This is a genomic window from Streptomyces sp. NPDC002088, from assembly GCF_040296605.1.
In the GTDB taxonomy this organism is placed as follows: domain Bacteria; phylum Actinomycetota; class Actinomycetes; order Streptomycetales; family Streptomycetaceae; genus Streptomyces.
This window is the reverse complement of the sequence record NZ_JBEOXO010000004.1, coordinates 437824-455834: the sequence shown is the minus strand read 5'-3', so window position 1 is coordinate 455834 and position 18011 is coordinate 437824. Positions and strand designations below refer to the sequence as shown.

14 protein-coding genes are annotated in these 18011 nt (G+C 71.8%); 4 read left to right on the top strand and 10 right to left on the bottom strand.

Annotated elements, in window-relative coordinates; translation table 11 throughout:
* Window positions 1-113: 113 nt before the first annotated feature.
* Complete coding sequence (locus ABT114_RS12040) at window positions 114-2141, top strand: glycoside hydrolase (protein ID WP_351141333.1); 2028 nt, start codon at window positions 114-116, stop codon at window positions 2139-2141.
* Between the two features lie 150 nt (window positions 2142-2291).
* On the opposite strand, the gene ABT114_RS12035 is transcribed toward ABT114_RS12040, so the two are convergent.
* The 6 genes from ABT114_RS12035 to ABT114_RS12010 are packed head-to-tail and all read right to left on the bottom strand — an operon-like array spanning window position 2292 to window position 9796.
* Window positions 2292-4133 (bottom strand): SpoIIE family protein phosphatase, encoded by a 1842-nt coding sequence (locus ABT114_RS12035; RefSeq protein ID WP_502988307.1) that lies wholly within the window; start codon window positions 4131-4133, stop codon window positions 2292-2294.
* 54 nt (window positions 4134-4187) lie between these two features.
* Window positions 4188-4868 carry a class I SAM-dependent DNA methyltransferase gene (locus ABT114_RS12030; RefSeq protein ID WP_351141329.1) on the bottom strand — a complete coding sequence of 227 codons (681 nt, stop codon included), beginning with the start codon at window positions 4866-4868 and terminating at the stop codon, window positions 4188-4190.
* 21 nt (window positions 4869-4889) lie between these two features.
* Window positions 4890-6080 (bottom strand): XdhC family protein, encoded by a 1191-nt coding sequence (locus ABT114_RS12025; RefSeq protein WP_351141327.1) that lies wholly within the window; start codon window positions 6078-6080, stop codon window positions 4890-4892.
* The gene (locus tag ABT114_RS12020) at window positions 6073-8238 is read right to left on the bottom strand and encodes a xanthine dehydrogenase family protein molybdopterin-binding subunit (protein WP_351141325.1); all 2166 of its coding nucleotides are present in this window, start codon (window positions 8236-8238) and stop codon (window positions 6073-6075) included. The genes ABT114_RS12025 and ABT114_RS12020 overlap by 8 nt, the downstream gene beginning before the upstream one ends.
* Window positions 8235-9227 (bottom strand): FAD binding domain-containing protein, encoded by a 993-nt coding sequence (locus tag ABT114_RS12015; RefSeq protein WP_351141323.1) that lies wholly within the window; start codon window positions 9225-9227, stop codon window positions 8235-8237. Before ABT114_RS12015 ends, ABT114_RS12020 begins: the two co-directional genes overlap by 4 nt.
* Window positions 9224-9796 (bottom strand): (2Fe-2S)-binding protein, encoded by a 573-nt coding sequence (locus ABT114_RS12010; protein WP_351141321.1) that lies wholly within the window; start codon window positions 9794-9796, stop codon window positions 9224-9226. Before ABT114_RS12010 ends, ABT114_RS12015 begins: the two co-directional genes overlap by 4 nt.
* Window positions 9797-10059: 263 nt before the next feature.
* On the opposite strand from ABT114_RS12010, the gene ABT114_RS12005 reads away from it, so the two are divergent.
* Window positions 10060-10650 carry a TetR/AcrR family transcriptional regulator gene (locus ABT114_RS12005; protein WP_351141319.1) on the top strand — a complete coding sequence of 197 codons (591 nt, stop codon included), beginning with the start codon at window positions 10060-10062 and terminating at the stop codon, window positions 10648-10650.
* Window positions 10651-10796: 146 nt separating this feature from the next.
* Here ABT114_RS12005 and ABT114_RS12000 read toward each other — a convergent pair whose 3' ends face one another.
* The gene (locus tag ABT114_RS12000) at window positions 10797-11201 is read right to left on the bottom strand and encodes a DUF5997 family protein (protein ID WP_351141317.1); all 405 of its coding nucleotides are present in this window, start codon (window positions 11199-11201) and stop codon (window positions 10797-10799) included.
* A 58-nt stretch (window positions 11202-11259) separates the two neighbouring features.
* Here ABT114_RS12000 and ABT114_RS11995 point away from each other — a divergent pair, with 58 nt between their 5' ends.
* Window positions 11260-12060, top strand: a complete 801-nt coding sequence (locus tag ABT114_RS11995) for a LysR substrate-binding domain-containing protein (RefSeq protein WP_351141315.1) — start codon at window positions 11260-11262, stop codon at window positions 12058-12060.
* 32 nt (window positions 12061-12092) lie between these two features.
* Here the strand turns inward: ABT114_RS11995 and ABT114_RS11990 are convergent, their stop codons facing one another.
* From ABT114_RS11990 to ABT114_RS11980, 3 genes are all read right to left on the bottom strand, one after another.
* On the bottom strand, window positions 12093-14897 hold the full coding sequence (locus ABT114_RS11990) for a beta-L-arabinofuranosidase domain-containing protein (protein WP_351141313.1): 2805 nt from the start codon (window positions 14895-14897) through the stop codon (window positions 12093-12095).
* Window positions 14898-15003: 106 nt separating this feature from the next.
* Window positions 15004-15708 (bottom strand): HAD family hydrolase, encoded by a 705-nt coding sequence (locus tag ABT114_RS11985; RefSeq protein ID WP_351141311.1) that lies wholly within the window; start codon window positions 15706-15708, stop codon window positions 15004-15006.
* 9 nt (window positions 15709-15717) lie between these two features.
* Window positions 15718-16194 (bottom strand): Lrp/AsnC family transcriptional regulator, encoded by a 477-nt coding sequence (locus ABT114_RS11980; RefSeq protein WP_351141309.1) that lies wholly within the window; start codon window positions 16192-16194, stop codon window positions 15718-15720.
* A gap of 262 nt (window positions 16195-16456) precedes the next feature.
* Between ABT114_RS11980 and ABT114_RS11975 the strand changes: the two genes are divergently transcribed.
* A complete protein-coding gene (locus ABT114_RS11975; protein ID WP_351141307.1) occupies window positions 16457-17959 on the top strand; it encodes an FUSC family protein in 1503 nt (500 codons plus the stop codon).
* Window positions 17960-18011: the final 52 nt, after the last annotated feature.

Below are 18011 nucleotides of genomic sequence, written 5' to 3'. Positions count from 1 at the left end.
CCCGCACTCGACGACTCCTCGGCACAGCACGCAGCCGTGTCGAGGGCCATCCCCTCCTGCCCGCGCGGCAGGAGGGGCCCACCTCAGCGACCGCACCGCAGTTGGGAGTACAGATGGCACGCCGTACCCGCAGCAGACGGACCCTCGGGGCCGCCGCACTGACCGCCCTGGCCACCGGGGCAGCCCTGCTCAGCGTCCCCGTGCAGGCGCACGCCGAGGCCGCCGTCACCGTGACGCCGGACCCGTCGTACAAGCAGGAGAAGTTCGAGGGCTGGGGCACCAGCCTGGCCTGGTTCGCCAACGCCACCGGCGACTACCCCCCGGCGATCCGCGAGAAGCTCGCCAAGCTGCTCTTCGACGACGACGGCCTCGCGCTGAACATCGCCCGCTACAACATCGGCGGTGGCAACGCCCCGGACGTCAAGGACTACCTGCGGGCCGGCGGTGCCGTCGAGGGCTGGTGGAAGGCGCCCGACGGCACGACCCGCACGGACACCGACTGGTGGAGCGCGGACGACGAAGCGGACTGGAACGAGGACGCCGACGCCACCCAGCGCTGGTGGGTGGAGCGCATCAAGAACGACGTCGACCACTGGGAGACGTTCAGCAACTCCCCGCCGTGGTTCATGACCAACAGCGGTTACGTGTCCGGCGCGTTCAACGCCGGCACCGACCAGTTGAAGACCGACTCGGTCGACGGCTTCGCCGCCTATCTGGCGGGTGCGACGAAGCGGCTGGAGAAGTCCGAGGGCATCAAGGTCGACACGATCGACCCCTTCAACGAGCCCAACACCAGCTACTGGGGCACCACTCTGGGCGCGGACGGCCAGCCCGTCGGCGGCCGCCAGGAGGGCGCGCACATCGGCCCCGAACTCCAGCAGAAGGTGCTCGCCGCGCTGGCACCCGCACTGAAGAAGGCGAAGACCAAGGCACAGATCGCGGCGATGGACGAGACCAACCCGTCCGTCTTCGCGACGAACTGGAACTCCTACTCGCAGGCCTCCAAGGACGTCGTCGGCCAGATGAACGTCCACACCTACGGCACCGGGCAGCGCACCACCGTGCGCGACCTCGCCAAGGCCGCCGACAAGCCGCTGTGGATGAGCGAGGTCGAGGGCGACTGGGGCGACGGGCAGAGCTTCACGGACATGCGTCCGGGCCTCGGACTCGCCCAGCAGATGGTGAACGACCTGCGCGAACTGGAGCCCACCGCCTGGGTGTTCTGGCAGCCGGTCGAGGACTACGACAACATGAAGCCGGGCGGGGAGTCCGCCAAGGGCGGCAACTGGGGCTCCATCCAGCTCCCGTTCAGCTGTACCAAGACGGACACCCTGCAGTCGTGCCCGATCTACACGAACACGAAGTTCGACACGGCCCGCAACTTCACGCACTTCATCAAGCCGGGCGACAAACTGATCAAGGTGGACGACACCTCCAGCGCCGCCGCCGTGACCAAGGACGGCAAGGGCGCCTCGCTCGTCCACGTCAACAGCACCACCGCGGCCCGTACGGTCACCATCGACCTGTCCAAGTTCCGCACCGTCAAGGGCAACGCGACCATCACGCCGACCGTGACCAGCGCCGACGGCAAACTCCAGGAGCAGGCCCCGGTCAAGGTCGTCGACGGCAAGGCGACGTACACCGTCCCGGCCCAGTCCGTGACGTCCTTCGCCATCAAGGGTGTCTCGGGTGTCGCCAAGAACGCCGGCCAGGTCAGCAAGGGGCACTCCTACACGCTGACCGGCGTGCAGAGCGGCAAAGGGGTGACCGTCGCGGCCAACGGCACGAACCTGGTCATCGGCTCGGCCGACGGAACCACCGCGCAGGAGTGGCAGCTGGACGCCCGGTACGGCAAGACCGGCGCCCGCCGGCACTACGTCTTCGCCAACCCGGTCGAGGGCAAGCGCCTCGCCGTCCGCGACAACGTCCCGGTGGTGGAGCCCGACACCGGCGAGCGTGACCCGGCCACCGAGTGGATCATGTCGACCACCGGTGACGGGACATGGACCCTGGTCAACGTGGCCACCGGGCGCCTCCTCGAAGTCGGCGGCCAGGCGACGAACGAGGGTGCCGCCGTCACGACCTGGCAGGCCAACTCCGGTTCCAACCAACGCTGGAGGGTCACGGACGTGACGTCGTAGCCCCTGGCCACCCGCTTCCGCCCGCATCGCGATCGTCGTGATGCGGGCGGTGTGCTGTGCGGGGACGGGGTTTGCTGCCGGGACGCGTTCGAGTGCGCCGCCCGCCAGAACGTCGTATGCGGCGGCAGCGTCTCGAGGCCGGTCCGGCCGTCACTTCTTCGGGATCTGCTGCTCGAACCAGACGACCTTGCCCCTGCTCAGCCTCGTCGACCCCCAGCGCCGCGCGAGTTGATCGACCAGGAACAGGCCGCGGCCGCCTTCGTCAAAGAGCGCGGCACGCCGCATCCTGGGCACCTGGGGTGAGTCGTCGGTGACTTCGCAGCGCAGCACGTCGGTGCGCAGCAGGCGCAGCGAGATGGGCCGGGTAGCGAAGCGCACGGCGTTCGTCACGACCTCGCTGACCATGAGTTCCGTCGAGTCGAGCATGGATTCCAGACCCCAGAGCCGAAGTGTCCTGCGGGTCAGCGTGCGGGCCTGCCCCGCGGTCAGCGGGTGGGGCTCCAGGAACCAGTACCGGACACTGTCCGCGGGGAAGCCCTCGAACCGGGTGGCGAGCAGCGCGATGTCGTCGTCCCGGGCGCTCGGCCCCAGGGTGCCCAGCATCTGGTCGCACAGCGATTCCAGCGAGGGGGCGGCGAGCCTTTGGGCTCTGGTCCGGGGTGGGGCCTGGAGGTGGGCGCGCAGGGCCTCGACGCCCGACCACACGTCCCTGTCGCGGGACTCGACGAGGCCGTCGGTGTACTGCAGAAGGGTCGCCCCCGTGGGTGCGGCCATCTCCACGGACTCGAAGACGACGCCGCCGACGCCGATCGGGGCGCCCGGCGGGACCCGCAGTACCTCCACGCGGCCGTCCGGCTGGAGAAGCAGTGCGGGCGGGTGGCCGGCGTTCGCCATGAGCAGCCGCTGCGAGATCGGGTCATAGATCGCGTAGAGGCAGGTCGCGATGTGGTCGCTGCCGAGGCGCTGGGCCTGTTCGTCGAGGTGGTGCAGGACCTCGTCGGGGGGCAGGTCGAGCCCGGCGAGGGTCTGCACGATGGTGCGCAGCTGACCCATGATCGCGGCGGACGTCATGGAGTGGCCCATGACATCGCCGACGACCAGGGCGACGCGGTTGCCCGGCAACGGGATCGCGTCGTACCAGTCGCCGCCGACCTGGGCGGTCTTCGAGGCGGGCAGGTACCTGCTCGCCAACCGGACACCGGTGGGCTCGGGCAGCGACGAGGGGAGCATGGTGCGCTGGAGCGTGTCCGCCACGGAGGCCTCGTGTCCGTACATCACCGCCTTCTGGACGCCGAGGGCGGTGTGCGTCGCGAGCTGTGCGGCGACGAGCAGGTCGTCGCAGGTGAACGCGGGCCGGTCGCGGCGGCGCAGCAGCACGACGGTGCCCACGACGTGGCGGCGGCCGTTCAGCGGAGCGATGATCAGTCTGCGGCCCGGCGGGAGAGTGCCCGGCGCGCCGGCCACGGGCCCGAGCAGCTCGGACACCGCGGGCGCGATCCCCGGCGCGTCGCCGAACGCCGGCCGCCCGGTCAGCAGCAGCCGCGAGAGCGGGCCGGCGACAGCGAGATGCACGCGTTCGGCAACGCCCGAGCGCGGGGGGACACTCTGCCGCAGAGATATCAGGGACCGTTCGGTGTTCTTCGGCGGCTCCGGTGCCCGGTCCGTGCTGTGCAGTCGCAGAACGTCGGGGACGGCCGACTTCTCGTCCCCGACCGGCAACGGGTCATCCAGATGGATGAAGATGACGTCCGCGAACGCGGGAACGGCCGCCCGGCGCAGTTCCCGGAGAGTCTCGTCCAGGTCCATCCCGCCGGCGATCCGCCGGGTCGCCACGTCGAGATACCGAAGCCGGTCGGTCTGTGGTTCGGTGCCGACCGGCAGCGGGGCCGGGGGGTGTGCCGCCACGGCGCGCTCCTCCGTCCCGCCCAGCAGGCCGCCGGACCGCCGGCCGGCCTGGGCGGGGCCTTCATGAGAAGTGCGGTGCTTCGTCACGCGTTTCGTCCCGTTCAGGGGGTGCCGCGGTCCGTGGTGACGGCTCGTGCGTGGTCAGTCATGGCGTCGGCAGCAGAGGAACACCTGTTCCTCGGGTGGGACGTCGGTGACCGCCGGGGCATAGGTGTAGGACGACTCCTTGACGATGTCGAAGCCTCCGGTCTCGATGATCTGGTTCAGCTCCTCCCGCAGGTAACCGGAGACCCGGATCGTGTTTCCGAGGAACGGGATGGAGAAGTCGTCCACATCGGCTTCCACCATCGACAGGGCGAACAGGCCGCCCGGAACCAGCAGGTGGTGGACCGTGCGCAGCGCGAGAGGGATCTCGGCGCGCGGCAGCATCAGTAGGGAGAAGAAGGCCGCGACGGCGTCGAAGCGGCCCAGGTCGCCGGGGCCGCCCGGCCTGAGGTCGGCGAGGTCCAGTCGGTGGAACGTGGCGGCCGGGACGTTCTCCCGGGCGAGTTCCACCATGCCGGGGGACAGGTCGACGCCGACGACCTCGAAGCCGGCGTCCGTCATCTGGCGCATGGTCGGCAGCCCGGTGCCGCAGCCCAGGTCCAGCACGCGGGATCCGCTCGGCAAGGATGCGATCAGCCATTCGCCGGCGGAAACCTGGCCCTCCTTGTGCGGGAAGGCCTCGTCGTAGCGGTCGCCGATCGCGTCGAAGGCCTCGGCCTGACCTGTGCGGTCGATCCGAATGCTCTCGTAATCAGTCCCGCTTTTTCCCTTGGTCACGAAAGTAACCTTTCATCGGGCCTATCGGATTATTTCACAATCGCGAGAATGTGGGTCGCGGGTGTCCGAGAATGGATCACAGCCATCCGTGCACAGGCTGCTGCCCCGGTGGATCGGCATCGCGGAGCCCGTCAGGGGCACACCGGAGCCGCCGTGACGTGCCGCGACGATCTCGGCGGCGATGGACAGGGCAGTCTCCTCGGGCGTACGGGCGCCGAGGTCGAGGCCGATCGGAGAGCGCAGCCGGGCCACCTCCCGCTCGGTGAGGCCGGCCTCCCGCAGTCTCCGGTCGCGGTCCTCGTGGGTGCGGCGCGAGCCCATCGCGCCGACGAAGGCGACCGGCAGGCGCAGGGCCACCTCCAGCAGGGGGATATCGAACTTGGCGTCGTGGGTGAGCACGCACAGGACCGTGCGGCCGTCGGTCGCGGTCTGCCGGAGGTAGCGGTGCGGCCAGTCGACGACGATGTCGTCGGCCTCGGGGAAGCGGGCCCGGGTGGCGAAGACCGGTCGGGCGTCGCACACGGTCACGTGGTAGCCGAGGAACTTGCCCGTGCGCGCCAGCGCCGCCGCGAAGTCGACGGCACCGAAGACGATCATCCGGGGCGGCGGCACGCTCGACTCGACGAGCAGGGTCAGGCCGCCGGGGCAGTGCGATCCGTCCTCCGAGAGCCCGGTCGTGCCGCTGCGGCCGACCTCGAGCATGGCCCGGGCCTCGGCCGCCGCCGTCCGGTCCAGCTGCGCGTGGCCGCCGAGACCGCCTTCGTACGATCCGTCGGGGTGTACGAGCAGGGCGCTGCCGAGGAGTTCGACCGGGCCCCGTGCGACGCGGGCGAGGGCCACCGCCTCGCTCCGGGCGGCGGCCGACAGCACCGCCTCGAACACCTTCCTGTCCGGCGTGCTCGCAGTGACGGGCGTGACCAGGACCTCGATGACCCCGCCGCAGGTCAGCCCCACCGCGAAGGCGTCCTCGTCGCTGTAGCCGAACCGTTCGCGGACCGTCTCGCCGTCCCGCAGAGCCTGCACGCACAGGTCGTACACCGCCCCTTCCACGCAGCCGCCGGAGACCGAGCCGATGGCCGTGCCCTCGCTGTCGACGGCGAGGGCGGCGCCGGGTCCGCGCGGTGCGCTGCCGCCCACGGCCACGACAGTGGCGACGGCGAAGTCCCGGCCCTGGTCGGCCCAGCGGTTCAGCTCGTCGGCGATGTCAAGCATCGCCCCGGCCCCACTCCCGTTCGCCCTCCGCCGCGGCGCCCGCCGACAGGACCCGGTCGGGCCGGATGGGGAGGTGCCGGTGGCGTACGCCGGTCGCGTGCCAGACCGCGTTGGCGACGGCGGCAGCGCTGCCCACGACGCCGATCTCGCCGATGCCCTTGATCCCGACGGGGTCGTCCGGGTCCGGGTCGTCGACCCAGTGCGCCTCGATATCCGGTACGTCGGCGTTCGCGGCGAAGTGGTAGCCCGCGAAGTCGGCGCCGACCTGGCCGCCCGACGCCGGGTCGCGGTAGCCCTCCTCGTGCAGGGCCATGGACAGTCCCCAGATCATCCCGCCGACGAACTGGCTGCGCGCGGTCAGCGGGTTGACGATCCGGCCGGCGGCGAAGACGCCGAGCATCCGCCGTACGCGTACCTCGCCGGTGGTCACGTCCACGGCGACCTCGGCGAACTGCGCCCCGAAGGAGTGCCGTTCCTTCGCCGCGAGGGCGCTGACGGACGCGGAGGTGTCCGATCGCACGGTGATCCCCTCGGGCGGAATGCCGTCGCTCAGGGCCAGCCGCTCCCGCAGTTCGCCCGCCGCCTGCAGCACGGCCCACGCCCAGGAGCGGGTGCCCATCGAGCCGCCGGCGAACATCGCCGGGCCGAGGTCGCTGTCCCCGATGTGCACGCGGACCTGCTCCGGCGCCACCGCCAGCGCGTCCGCGGCGATCAGGGTCAGCGCGGTCCGCGCCCCGGTCCCGATGTCCGCCGCGTTGATGCGGACGGTGAAGGTGCCGTCCGCCTCGGCGGTCACCGCGCCGGTGGACGGGCCGACCCCCGCGCCGTACGTGGCCGCCGCGGTTCCCGTCCCGAGCAGCCAGCGCCCCTCGCGGCGCACACCGGGACGCGGATCCCGCTCCGCCCAGCCGAACCTGCGGGCGCCCTCCTCGAGGCAGGCGAGCACATTGCGGCTGCTGAACGGCAGCCCGGACACCGGGCCCACTTCGGGTTCGTTGCGTGCGCGCAGCGCGATCGGGTCGAGGCCGCACTTCTCGGCGAGTTCGTCGAGCGCGGACTCCAGCGCGAACGAGCCGGGCGCCTCGCCGGGCGCGCGCATCCAGGTCGGGGTCGGCACGTCGAGGCGTACCAGCCGATGGGTGGTGCGGTGCGCGGCGGCGTCGTACAGCACCCGCCCCGGCATCGCGCTCCCCTCGACGAACTCGTGCACGGTCGAGGTGACGCTCTGCGCCTGGTGGTCCAGCGCGCGCAGCCGCCCGTCGGGGTCGGCGCCCAGCCTGACCCGCTGCGCCGTGGGGCTTCGGTAGCCGACGAGCGAGAACATCTGACGGCGGGTCAGTACCACGCGGACCGGGCGGTGCAGGACGGTCGCGGCCAGCACGGCGGCCACCTGGTGCGGGCGGACCCCCTTGGAGCCGAAGCCGCCGCCGATGTGTTCGGACCGCACCCGGACCGAGGCCGGGTCGAGGGAGAACAGCTTGGCGAGCTCGTCGGCCACCCAGACGGTGCTCTGGTTGGAGTCGACGACGTCGAGTCGCCCGCCGTCCCAGTGAGCCGTCGCAGCGTGCGGCTCCAGCGGGCTGTGGTACTCCTCCGGCGTGGTGTACTCCGCGTCCACGACGAAGGCGGACGCGGCCAGTTCGGCATCCACATCGCCCTTCACCGCCTTCGCCTGTACGAAGCGGGAATCCTCCGGCGTGTACAGACCCGGGCGCCCGGCGAAGAACGCGACGTCGTGCGGCTCCTCGTCGTACTGGATCACCAGCGCCTCGGCGGCCTCCCTGGCCTGCTCGGACGTCTCGGCCACGACCAGCGCCACCGGCCAGCCCACGTACGGCACGCGGTCGTGCTGGAAGATCCCGAGGGCCGGGTCCGGACGTCCGACGACGCCCTCGTAGTCGGTGGTGATGCGGGGCGCGTTCCCATGGCGCAGCACGGCGAGGACGCCGGGCATCGCGAGGACGGGCTCGGCCTCCACCGAGCGGATGCGGCCGCGGGCAACGGTGGACGCCACCAGCCAGCCGTGGGCCAGTCCGTCGAAGGGGATCTCTCCGGCGTAGCGGGCCGCTCCGGTGACCTTGTCCCGGCCCTCCACGCGGGTGTGCGCGGTTCCGACGGCGCCCGCCGGCCGGGTGGTGGCCTGGGGCGTCGTGGTCATCGGGCGGTCTCCTCGGTGAGCTCGGTCAGTACGGCCACGACCAGGTTGCGCATCAGCGTCACCTTGTACGTGTTGTGGGGCAGCGGCCTGGCGGCCGCCAGCTCGGCGTCCGCGGCGGCCGCGAAGGACTCGGCCGTCGCCGGCCTCCCGGTGAGGGCACGCTCGGCCTCCCGGGCCCGCCACGGTCGGGACGCGACCGCCCCGAAGGCGAGGCGCACCTCTCGTACGACCCCGTCCTGGACGTCGAGCGCGGCGGCGATCGAGCCGATCGCGAACGCGTACGACGCGCGCTCGCGCACCTTCCGGTACCGCGAGACGGCGGCCACCGGCGCGGGCGGCAGAGTGATGCCGGTGATCAGCGCGCCGGGCGGCAGGGCGGTCTCCAGGTGCGGGGTGTCGCCCACCGGCAGATAGAACTCCGCGAGCGGCAACTCGCCCGGCCCGTCCGCCGTTTCGTACGAGACGACCGCGTCGAACGCGGCCAGCGCCACCGCCATGTCGGAGGGGTGGGTGGCCGCGCAATGCTCGGAGGCGCCGAGGACGGCGTGATTGTGGTGTTCGCCCGTGAGGGCGGGGCAACCGCTGCCGGGCAGCCGCTTGTTGCACGGCTTGGTGACGTCCGTGAAGTAACCGCAGCGGGTGCGCTGGAGCAGATTCCCGCCGACCGTGGCCATGTTGCGCAGCTGCCCCGAGGCACCGGCCAGCACGGCCTGCGTCAACGCCGGGTAGCGGCGCCGCACTTCGGGGTGGGCGGCGAGGTCGCTGTTGGTGACGGTCGCGCCGATGAGCAGACTGCCGTCCGCCGCCGACTCGACACGGTCCAGGGGAAGTTCACGTACGTCGACGAGCCGCGCGGGCCGTTCCACGCCGGTCTTCATCAGGTCGACGAGATTGGTGCCACCGCCGAGGAAGCGCGCGTCGGGGTCGGCGCCGAGCAGCGCGACCGCGCCGGACACGTCGAAGACGCGCTGATAGCCGAACTCCCTCATGCTGCCGCCTCCTCGGACTTGGCCGTACGAGCCTCGCCGGCCTGTGCCTCGGCCGCCCGGGCGACCGCCTGGACGATCGACACGTAGGCGCCGCACCGGCACAGGTTGCCGCTCATCCGCTCCCGGATCTCGTCGGCGCTCAGCGGTGGCGCACCCGCTTCGGGGCGCACGTCGGCGGTGACTGCGCTGGGCCAGCCCGCCGCGTGCTCCTCGATCACCCCGAGGGCCGAACAGATCTGCCCCGGTGTGCAGTAGCCGCACTGGTAGCCGTCGAGGTCGAGGAACGCCTGCTGCACGGGGTGCAGCCGGTCACCGTCCGCCACTCCCTCGATGGTGGTGATCTCGCGTCCCTCGGCGGCCACCGCGAGCTGGAGGCAGGAGACGGCCCGGCGGCCGTCGAGCAGCACCGTGCAGGCGCCGCACTGGCCCTGGTCGCAGCCCTTCTTGGAGCCGGTGAGATCGAGACGCTCGCGCAGCGCGTCGAGCAGGGTGGTGCGGTGGTCGACGGGCAGCGTGTACTTCTCGCCGTTGATGTGCAGGGTGATGACGCTGGACGTCGATGGGGCCATGATCAGCCTTCTTTCGCGTGGGTGGTGCGCGTCGAAGTCGAACGAGATGGCGCTGTACGTGGCGACGGATGGGGCTGGGAATCCTGCGGGTGTGCACGGTGCGCGACAATGCCGGTCGGCGAACGGTCGGTTCCGGCCATCCGCGCAGGCGTGTCCGGCGCTATGGTGAACCTAAACGGACAGCTGTCCGGTAGCTGTGAACCTAGCGGACAGCTGTCCGCTTAGCAAGGCGGGCCATGCCGTGATTCCCGGAAGGGGGACGGGTGCAGGACAAGAGCCAGGACAAGAAGGACGCGCCTCTGCGCTCGGACGCGCAACGGAATCGCGAGCGCATCCTGCATGTGGCGCTGGCGGAGCTGACCTGCTCGGCAGATGTTCCGCTGAGCTCGATCGCGAAGAAGGCGGGCGTCGGGCAGGGGACGTTCTACCGCAACTTCCCCAGTCGAGATGCCCTCGTCCTCGAGGTCTACCGCTACGAGATGCAACAGGTCGCCGACGCGGCGCCCCAGCTGCTGGAGACCCGCGCACCTGAGCAGGCGCTGCGGGAGTGGATGGACCGCCTGGCCCGGTTCGCCATGGCCAAGGCCGGCCTGGCCGACGCGATGCGCAGGGCGACCAGCGCGCCCGGCGGCGCGGCCAAGCCGGGGCACGGCCCGCTGAGCGAGGCCGTCGCGCTGCTGCTCAAGGCGAACGAGGAAGCCGGCACCATCCGCCCCGGGATGACCCCCGAGGACTTCATCCTCGCCATCGCCGGCCTCTGGCAGATCGACCCCGACAGCGACTGGCAGGCGCGCGCCGGACGCCTCCTGGACCTCGTCATGGACGGACTGCGCGCCGGCGCTCCGGGAAGCTGAGCGGGGCGCCCGCGTAAAGGACGTTGACGCCGGCGAGTTCGCGAGGAGTGGCAGGGACCGCGCGTCCGGCTTCGAGCCGGACGGCAACTACTGGACGAACGTCACGGTTGAGAACGTCGTCGGGGGCGAGCCACACTCAACTCCGTTCAGGAACGAGGTCCCTGCTCCTGCTCGGCGCGTTCCGCGTTCCGCTTCTTGAGGCGGGCCGTCTCCTTGCGGACCTCGGCCTGGGTGGAGCGCTCCTTCTCCAGCCACTCCGGCCGGCTGTCCTTGAGCGCGTCGATCTGCTCGGTGGTGAGGGCCTCCGTGACCCCGCCGCGCGCGAGGCCCGCGATGGACACGCCCAGCTTCGCCGCGACCACCGGACGGGGGTGCGGGCCGTTGCGCCGCAGTTCCTGGAGCCACTCGGGCGGGTTGGTCTGGAGCTCGCTCAGCTCGGCGCGCGTGACGACACCCTCCTGGAACGCGGCGGGGGTGGCGGGGAGGTACACACCCAGCTTCTTCGCCGCCGTGGCGGGCTTCATCGTCTGGGTGGTCTGGTGCGACTTCATACTGTCCAGACTATCGGCCCGGGACGAGACATCCGACCACAGCCGGTAGCCTGGCGGGGTGACAGGCACGGAAGAATCCCCATCGTTCCGGCTCGCGTACGTCCCCGGGGTGACACCCGCCAAGTGGGTGCGGATCTGGAACGAGCGCCTGCCCGACATCCCCCTGGTCCTCCTCCAGGTACCGGCCGCCGAGGCATCCGATGTGTTGCGCGGCGGCGACGCCGACGCGGGCGTCGTGCGGCTCCCGGTCGACCGTACGGTGTTCAGCGCGATCCCCCTCTACACCGAGGCGACCGTGGTCGTGGTCCCCAAGGACCACCTCCTCACGGCGGCGGACGAGGTGACCTTGGAGGACCTCGCGGACGAGGTCGTCTTCCACCCCCTCGACGACGTCCTCGGCTGGGAGCGGCCACCGGGACAGCCCGCCTTCGAGCGCCCCGCGACCACGGAGGACGCCGTGGAGCTGGTGGCGGCGGGCGTGGGCGTCCTGGTCGTGCCACAGTCGCTGGCTCGCCTCCACCACCGCCGGGACCTCACCTTCCGGCCGGTGGCCGACGCTCCTCAGTCGAGTGTCGTCCTGTCCTGGCCGGAGGACACCACCACCGAGCTCGTCGAGGACTTCATCGGCATCGTCCGCGGCCGGACGGTCAACAGCACCCGCGGCCGCACCCAGCCACCGCCGGAGCCGAAGCGCGAGCGCGGCGAGACGGGCGGCGCACGGCGCAAGCCGACGACGGGGAAGTCGACCGGCGGCACCGGTAAGAAGACCGGCGGCAGCGCGCGCGGCAGCCGCTCCGGCAGCCCGAAGGCCGGCGGCAGCGGCGGCGCCAAGCGGGGCCGGCCCCGCCGCCGGTCGTAGCCCCGGCCTCGTCCTCGGCCCGAGCCCGGACGTCAGTGCGCGTACGACGCCGTCCGCGCCGTACGCACCACCGTCTCCCCGTCGGCCTGCCCGAGCAGGCCGGCGGACACCCACGCGTCCACCGTCGACCGCACCCGCGCCACCAGCGCACCCTTGCCGTGGAACGGCGCCCCGGCCCAGATCTCGTCCAGCAGGCTCGTGCCGTCGGCCTTCACGGGGTTCGCGACGCCGGAGTCGGCGGTGCCGAAGACCACGCGTGGTTCCGAGCGCCGGAAGTACGCATGGGTCGGATCCTCGGTCCCCTCGAAGAAGGGGGCGAACTCGGTGCCGTCGAGCGTGAAGTGGAGCGGGGCGCCGGTCACGGGGGTGAGTGAGGGCAGCAGGTCGCCCGAGAGGGCGGCGTTGCCGTACAGGCCGAACTCCAGGTAGCCGGTGGCCGGGTCGCGGGCGACCAGGTTGACCGGGCCGTAGAACAGGGTCTGCAGGGACGGGTCGTCCAGGGCCTTTTCGACCCGCAGCCGGAAGGGCAGGGACACGCGCACGGTGTCGCCGTCGCGCCACGTCCGGGACACCGTGAAGTAGCTCCCGGGCGTCGGAGTGCCGTCGACGGTACGGCCGTTGACCGTCACCCGGAATCCGGCCGTCGCCCAGGACGGCACCCGCAGCCGCAGCTCGAAGGCGGCGGTACGGCCCTTCACGGTGAGCTTGCTGCCCTGCTCCCGGGGGAAGCCGGTCGTCTGCGTGACGGTGACGCCCTTCTCCGCCCAGGTCAGCGTGGACGGGCTGTAGAGGTTGACGTACAGGGCGCTGTCGTCGGCCTTCTTGAAGTACACGGAGTCCTGGTACTTGGTGGCGCTCTCCATGCCCGTGCCCTCGCAGCAGGTGGTGCCCTGCTTGGGCGTGTAGTCGCGGACATGGCCGGGCGTGAGGCCGATGAAGTACGTGACGAGCGGCTTCTCCGCGTCCGCCCTGTCCTGCTTCGAGCCGAGCACCTGGTTGAACAGGGCCCGCTCGTAGTAGTCCATGTACGCCGGGTCCTGCTCGTGGAAGAACAGCATCCGGCTCAGCTTGAGCATGTTGTACGCGCAGCACGTCTCGGCAGTGGTGGTGCTGATCGTCCCCGCGATGACGTCCCGTGCCTTCCAGAACTCACCGGTGCTGGTGCCGCCGATGCCGTACGTCCGGTGCGGTACGACCATGGCCCAGAAGTTCTTCGCCGCGGTGAGGTAGCGCGCCTCGCCCGTCGCGTCGTACAGCCGGACGAGTCCGGTGAAGATCGGGATGTGCTGGTTGGCGTGCAGTCCGCCGAGCGTGTCGGTGTCGGCGGCGCAGGCGTCGATGAGCCGGTCGAGGTCGAACAGCCGGGCCAGCGTGAGGTGTTCGGGCCGGCCGGTGAGGGCGTGCAGATCGCAGATCGCCTCGACGATGCCGCCGAACTCGCCGCTGGAGAAGAGGCCCCACATCCGCTGGAGCGTGGCCTCGGGCAGCCTGGACAGCCGTGCGTACATCCAGTCGCCCATGCCGGACGCCAGGTCGAGCGCGCGCTCGTCGTCGGTGGCGAGGTAGGCGTCCAGCAGTCCTCTGAGGATCTTGTGCGCGGTGTAGTACGGCGCCCACACCCTCGTGTAGTCGCTGCCGGTCATCGACTCCAGCAGGATGAACTGCGTCTCCGGGTACGCGGCGAGGAACCCGGGGTGACTGGGCCCGCCCCAGGTGCGGCGCAGGGTGGCGGCGAGGTCCCGGCCGGAGGAGTCCGCGAAGGTGCCACCCGTGGTCTCGTCGAAGTCGTACGACGCCAGGTCACCGCGCCCCGCAGCCGTCTCGGCGGCCCGCGCGTCCTGCAACTCCGTGATCTCGGCGGCGGTCAGGGCGCGTGACCAGGCGTTGAACTCGTCGTAGGCGCCCGCGAAGACGGGGTCGGCGGAGTAGTTCGAGCGGCCGAGCCAGTTGTTGGTGAGGGTGCCGAGGGCGGCCGGGGTGAGGGTCATCGCCGTGTTGCGGGCCACGGCGGTGCCGTTGACGTAGAGGGTGCCGGTGCCGTCCGCGATCGTCACCGCGAGATGGCTCCACTCGTTCAGCGGCAGCGCGGCGGTGCCGTTGAGCCCCTGCTCGCCGCCCGCTCCGCCGGTCGTGATGGCGAAGCGCGGCACACCGCTGCCGTTGCGTGCGGCCAGGTACAGATACCGGGTGGTGTCGTTGCCGAAGTCGAAGACCCGGCCCCAGGCGCCGTCGTGTGTGGGCTTCACCCAGGCGGACAGGGTGATCGACGGGGCGCCGCCGAGTACGGTGGCGGGCAGGTCGACGTACTGGTAGGAGCCGCGCACGTGCTCCGCGCCCGTCCCGAACCTCCCGGCCACGCTCAGCACGGCCGGGTCGCGGCGCAGCGCCTCGCGCACCTCGGTCAGCGCCCCCACCATCGACCGTATCTTCTCCGTGAACACCTGCTCCCCGGTGCCCGCCGACGCCTGCGCCAGCATGGTCAGGAAGTGGCCGGTGTAGTGACCGCGAAGGTTGCCGTTGGCCTCACCGTCCAGGCCCTCCCAGCCCCCGGGCGCCACCGCGCCGAGCGTGGAGAGGCCGGCGTTGGCGCGGAAGACCTGGAGCAGCCGGTTCACGTCGTAGCCGCGGGCGTGATCGAGCATCAGCTCCCGCTTGTCGGTGAAGATGCCGGGGCCGAGTGCCACGTCCTCGAGCGCGAAGGGCTGGAGCGCCCACGAGGACGGTGCGGGGAGCGTGGCCGCCGATGCCTGGGCGGCCGCGGTGGCGGTGACGCCGGGTACGGCGGCGGCGAGCACCGCGCTTTGGAGCAGGGTTCGTCTGGAGAGGGGCGGTGCCATGTGTGCTCCTCCATGAATCCGTATCGTTCGATATTACGAACGCCGTTCGGGTGTCCGCCCGAGACGATAGGTACGGGGCGGGGGAGCGTCAACGGGGCTGACGAGTTCAGAAAGTGTCGGAACTCGCTGCCGACCGCACCAGCCAGTCGTACGCCCCCCGAGCCGTGAACTCTCCCTGCCCACCCCGCACGAGCAGGTCCGCCGCGGCGAACCCGGGGTCGTCGGCCTGGGCGGCGATGTACGGGACAGCGATGCAGCGCATCCCGGCCGCGTGCGCGGCGGCGGCGCCGGGGGCGGCGTCCTCCACGACCACGCAGTCGGCCGGGGCCGCGCCCAGGCGGCGGACCGCCTCCAGGAAGACGTCGGGGGCGGGCTTGCCGTGCGCGACCTCGTCGGCCGACACCACGGTGTGGAGAAAGGCGTCCAGGCCGGTCCCCGCGAGGATCGCCTCGATGGCCTCCGGCGAGGAGCCCGAGGCCACGGCCAGCGGGACGCGGTCGGCGGCGAGCAGTTCGACGAACGCGCGCATCTGCGGGTACGCGGGAGTGGAGGCGCGGGCGAGTTCGAGGTAGCGGCGGTTCGTGGCGGCGAGGAGCGCGTCGACCGGGGCCGTCAGGTCGTACCGCTCCTGCCAGAGGGCGACCGTCTCCCGCGTGCTGATGCCGACGTACCGCTCGTGGTCCGCCCAGGTGAAGTCCCGGATGCCGTGTTCTGCCAGGGTCCGCCGGCTCGCCTCGTAGTAGTTCGGCTCGCTGTCCACGAGCGTTCCGTCGAGGTCGAAGACGACGGCGATGGTGTCGAGTCCGCTCATGGCGTGGCGTCACCTCCTGGCCGTGCGGCCGATCGACTCCACCAACGGCAGCAACCGGTGCGGCACGCGCTCGCGCAGCGCTACCTCCGTGCGGGTGCGGACGACACCGGGCAGGCTGATCAGCTTCTGGATCACGTCCTCCAGGTGGGCGTTGTCGCGTGCCACGACCCGGGTGATGAGGTCTCCGCCGCCCGTGATCGAGAAGGCTTCGACGATCTCCGGTACGGCTGCAAGGGCCTCGCCGACGTCGTTCAGATGGCCCTGGGTGACCTCGATGTGCACGAACGCGAGGACCGGGTGGCCCAGTGCGGCGGGGGAGAGTGCCGGGGCCGTGCCGGTGATCACGCCGTCGCGTTCCAGCCGGTCGAGGCGGGCCTGGAGCGTGCCACGTGCGACCCCGAGGATGCGGGCGTACTCGCGCACACTGGTGCGCGGCTGTTCGAGCAGCAGCCGCAGGATGCGGGTGTCGAGCTCGTCCACGGCCATGACGCCCGGCCTCCTCGTCCGTATTCGTTGATCATCACCGACTGTACCAATGGCCCAGAAAGACGCAGCTGGGGTGGACCGGATGACATGGTCCGTTGGCTCTGCCGGGGACCGGCCGCGGCTGCTGTGACTGCACCAATGGCCCAGTCGAACAGAGGTCGCTTGAGCCAGTGGCGGCAGCGATGCTGTTATGGACACGTCGATGGCGCTGCGGATCCCGCGGCGCCTTTTTCATGCCGATGTCCGACGGGGCGGGGAAACAGTGCTGAAGAAGGTGTTCACGGCTCCGGACCCGGGGCGGGTGCGGCTGCGCTTCGCCGCGCGGGCGGTCCTCGGCATCGGTCTCGCGGTCGTCGGCTGCGGACTGGCCGGGCACTCCCTCGCGGGTACCGTCACCGGGGGGCTCGCCGCGCTCCTCGCCCTGTTCACCGTCGCGGACGCGACGGTCCGCGGACAGGCGGTCACCACCGCGCTGCTGCCCGCCGTCGGCCTGCCCGTCCTGGCCGCGGCGGCCGTCCTGCACGACCATCCCGTGGCCCGCGACCTCACTTTCCTCGCCGTGGTCGGCGCGGGCGTGTACGCGCGCCGCTGGGGGCCGCGCGGTCACAGCCTGGGCGTGTTCGCGTTCATGACCTTCTTCATCGCCCAGTTCCTGCACGCGACCACCGGACAGCTGCCCCGGCTGTACGCCGCCGTCGTCCTGTCCGTCCTCGTCGCGGCCGCGGTGCGCTTCGGACTCTGGTGCTATGAGCGCCGCCTCCCGGCGGCCGCCGTGCCGGCCCCGCCCGGCGGCACCGGGCTGGCCCGCGTCACCACGCGCCAGGCGATCCAGGCCACCGCCGGCGCGGGCTTCGCGCTGGTCGTGGGCCAGCTGGTGTCCGGGCAGCGCTGGTACTGGGCCGTCGGCGCCACCTGGTGGATCTTCGTCAACACCGCCTCGCGCGGCGAGACGCTGGTACGCGGCTTCCGGCGCGTCCTCGGCACGGTGATCGGCATCGGCCTCGGCCTGCTCGTCGCCGTCCCGGTGAGCGGGGCCGCGGTGCCCACGGCCGCACTCGTCGCCGTCTGCGTCTTCGGCGTCTTCTACACGGCCGCCGTCTCCTACACCTGGATGATGCTCTGGGTCACGCTCCTCGCCGAGCTGCTCTACGGGCTGCTCGGCGTACTCACCCCCGGCCTGCTCGCGCTGCGGCTCGCGGAGACCGGCGTCGGCGCACTCGGTGCCGTCCTGGCCGTGCTCTTCGTCCTGCCCGTCACCACCCACACCGTCACCGACGCCTGGATCCAGCGCGCCCTGCGCTGCGTCCACGCGTGCACCGCGGAAGCCGCCGCCCGTCTCTCCGGTGCCGACCACGCCGACCCGGGCCGGCGCGTCGCCGAACTGGACCAGCTGCTCGGCCGGGTACGGCTCTCGGTGGCCCCGCTCGTGCACCCGCTGAACCCGATGCTCGGCCGCAAGCGGCGCGCCCGCCAGGTGCTCGCCCTGCTCGACGAGTGCGCCCGCGAGACACGCGGCCTGGTCGCCGTCGCCGCCGACCCGGAGGCCTCCCACGACGCCCGACTGGCTGCCGCGTGCTGGCGCGTGGAGGCCGCGGTGGAGGCGCTCACACAGCGCGGCGCCGACGACGCGGAGCCGCTCTCCGCCACCGCCCACCCGCCCGTTGCAGAGCCCGCGCTGGCCCACCTGCACGGCTTGGAACGCGCCCTCGCCGAACTCGCCGCGCCCTTGCGCGCGCCGTCGGGCTCGCCGCTGGTCGGGGCCTGAGAGGCCCGCCTCGATCTCCCCGCGCCCAGCCGCGACATGACCGGCGTTCTGG

Coding starts and splice junctions, on each gene's coding strand:
- ABT114_RS12015 (WP_351141323.1), bottom strand. CDS start 9,227: ATGAGGGAGTTCGGCTATCAGCGCGTCTTCGACGTGTCCGGCGCGGTC.
- ABT114_RS12000 (WP_351141317.1), bottom strand. CDS start 11,201: ATGAAGTCGCACCAGACCACCCAGACGATGAAGCCCGCCACGGCGGCG.
- ABT114_RS11990 (WP_351141313.1), bottom strand. CDS start 14,897: ATGGCACCGCCCCTCTCCAGACGAACCCTGCTCCAAAGCGCGGTGCTC.
- ABT114_RS12040 (WP_351141333.1), top strand. CDS start 114: ATGGCACGCCGTACCCGCAGCAGACGGACCCTCGGGGCCGCCGCACTG.
- ABT114_RS11985 (WP_351141311.1), bottom strand. CDS start 15,708: ATGAGCGGACTCGACACCATCGCCGTCGTCTTCGACCTCGACGGAACG.
- ABT114_RS12025 (WP_351141327.1), bottom strand. CDS start 6,080: ATGCTTGACATCGCCGACGAGCTGAACCGCTGGGCCGACCAGGGCCGG.
- ABT114_RS12020 (WP_351141325.1), bottom strand. CDS start 8,238: ATGACCACGACGCCCCAGGCCACCACCCGGCCGGCGGGCGCCGTCGGA.
- ABT114_RS12010 (WP_351141321.1), bottom strand. CDS start 9,796: ATGGCCCCATCGACGTCCAGCGTCATCACCCTGCACATCAACGGCGAG.
- ABT114_RS11980 (WP_351141309.1), bottom strand. CDS start 16,194: ATGGCCGTGGACGAGCTCGACACCCGCATCCTGCGGCTGCTGCTCGAA.